The sequence below is a fragment of the Paraburkholderia sp. BR10923 genome, assembly GCF_040948765.1.
Taxonomy (GTDB): Bacteria; Pseudomonadota; Gammaproteobacteria; order Burkholderiales; family Burkholderiaceae; genus Paraburkholderia; species Paraburkholderia youngii.
In genome coordinates this window covers 1-2,300 of sequence record NZ_JBFPKO010000104.1, presented here as the reverse complement: position 1 = coordinate 2,300, position 2,300 = coordinate 1, and the positions used below count along the sequence as shown (strand labels likewise).

2 protein-coding genes and 1 pseudogene are annotated in these 2,300 nt (G+C 56.4%); all 3 read right to left on the bottom strand.

The features are described from left to right. A pseudogene (locus AB3X94_RS41510) lies at window positions 1-111 on the bottom strand (IS5/IS1182 family transposase); the annotation flags it as partial. Between the two features lie 470 nt (window positions 112-581). After that, window positions 582-830, bottom strand: coding sequence for a hypothetical protein (locus tag AB3X94_RS41505; RefSeq protein WP_368594397.1), 249 nt, complete (start codon window positions 828-830; stop codon window positions 582-584). A gap of 1,167 nt (window positions 831-1,997) precedes the next feature. Continuing rightward, window positions 1,998-2,300: integrase core domain-containing protein (locus AB3X94_RS41500; RefSeq protein WP_368594327.1), on the bottom strand; the 303-nt coding region annotated here is incomplete at its 5' end.

The window sequence follows — 2,300 nt, the reverse complement described above, 5'->3', positions numbered from 1 at the left end:
GATCAACGCAATCAACCTCGACCATGGCACAACGCGCCTCATCTCATCGAGAAATTCCCGCTTGCGCGTGCGTTTCGTTGAAAGATCCAGACCAAGACCAAGCTGTGTCATCGAGGTACCCCTTAAAGCTGCATTCTCCCAGGATAGTCCACCGAGACGTCAACGCCAGGACTTTTGCAGACCTTCCTTAGAAGTCATCTTCCCTACCCCGTCCGCAGCTGCACTCGCCGAATTTCGCTAGTGCCTTCTCCTATCGGAGCGACGCATGCGAAGGCGTCGGTATGCCACGGCAGTTCGGCCATCGGCACGGCGGAGGGAAAACAGGCAACCGTGGCCACGGATTGGACTCCGAAGACCCGCAACGCTTCGCCGCCAGCTGAGTTCGGATGGTGCCACATGGTTAGGAGCATGTACCAAGGGAAAGGCAGCAATAAATTGATACTAAAGATTATATTGTGTGCGAACATTTCTGGATTTTAGTGGTGGGCGCACGCGATATGGGGCTCAACGAACCTTGGTGTGCCGGCACGGGATTGATTCACTCTAGCCAGACCAAAGGCAGAGACCGCCTAATGATTTTGTCAAGCAAGCGGCAGCCGTTCGGGCATTGGATTCCTGTTGTGGAGTATTGCCGACAGTACATTCACACGCCTCCTGGCAAGAGCAATGATGATCTGATGATGGCGCTTCGCTTCTTTACGTTTGAAGGCAGCGCTCTTGGGACAGCGCATGGATGAAAATGCCGACTGATAGAAGATCCGCTTCAAACGCTTGTCGCCCTTCTGGGGCCGTTTAAGCCAACTGGATTTGCCCGTGGGGCCCCAGAACATTGCTACTCCCCGATGTGCCGAATGAATTCCCATAGTCGGGTGGGCGTTCGACACGTCTGCGTCTGCGTCCTCGTGCTGCGCGATAAGAGACGGAAACGTGACAAAGTGTCGTCAGCCACCGTATATTCGCGAGCGGCCGCTAACCTGCATGCGGGAAAAAGAGCCTGCTGCAAGCAGAGGAACCAGGTATTGCCTGAGGCGCAGCGAGATACGCGCGATAGCCACCGTTCCGTCAAGCCGGATCTTTGGGTATTTGAGATGGCCCGTGAAATCACTGAATGACAGCACGAGACTGGACTAGACGGCATTGAGGTACCGCGTGATCGCGGTGAGCCGCCGATTTTCCAGACACTGCCTGGAAAATCTCTCCCTCGGGCGAGGCGAGATGGAAGTCGCGCATGCTAGCCAGACTGGCCCGGCCGATCTCGCGGCCAAAGCGGCGTGTTAAGTCTTCGGCGAGGTATGCGATGATCACTTGCCTCTAGCCAGCCCGCGCCCAGCGGAAAATCGTTCGGCATGGATTTAGCTGTCAAGGCTCCTATATCGGCGAACGCGTTGCCATCCCATATGATCGCCACAAGCGCAAACACAGTGCAAGTCGCCGACCTGAAGAGCGAGATCGAGGCGCTTCCGAAGCCCGCGAGAGGCTATCGCCAAACTGGCCACGTCGACGAACGAATTAGCGCTGAAAGCGCTTCAATCGGGCAATGCCGTTGAAGCAGCTGCAACGCTAAGACGGCTCTTCGCGCCGATCCGTCCGACGTCGAATTCAGGAACAATCTGGCGCTTGAGCATAAGCGGTCCATCTTTAGCGTCTGGCAGTGATCGCCAGGAGCGAGGAGCATAGGCGTCCACCTGTTTAAGTGGACACGATGCTCCCAAGACTCTCAACGCAACTCAAGATGGGATAACCGGGCGCTTACGTCCATTCGGCGATGACGAACTGCTAAAGGGGTCTAACGCCGTTAGTCAGCGATTGTGAGCTTGTTTTTAAGGTCGATGGGTACTCAGGCACCCACCAGCCGCATCGCTTTCATTGTCTTTTTGAATCCTAGGCTTCTCAGCACTCTCATGAGGTTGTAGGCAAGCACGTTCAGACTCATCTCGGTCCCCACGTTGGACAGTCTGACCTTGCCCCTGTTTGACGTATCCCATAGCCGAGGGAATTCAGGCGGCTCGGTGGGCAGCGAGCCAGTTCTTCTCGAACGTCATAGGGCTGACGTAGTCGAGCGTCGAGTGTAGCCGATGGGCATTGTAGAAACCCAGCCAATCAACGATTTCGTCCATCACCGCGCGCCGTGTGGCGAAGTGCCGACCATGCAGGCGACCGACTTTCAGCGAACCCCACAAGCTTTCGGTCGGCGCGTTGTCCCAGCAATCGCCACGGCGGCTCATCGACGAACGCATGCCATATGCTTTCAGCGTGTCCTGAAACAGCCCGCTGCAATACTGGCTGCCCCGGTCGCTGTG

Bases quoted from the DNA above. Each gene is read 5' to 3' on its own strand.
- AB3X94_RS41505 (WP_368594397.1), bottom strand. From the start codon at position 830: ATGTTCTGGGGCCCCACGGGCAAATCCAGTTGGCTTAAACGGCCCCAG.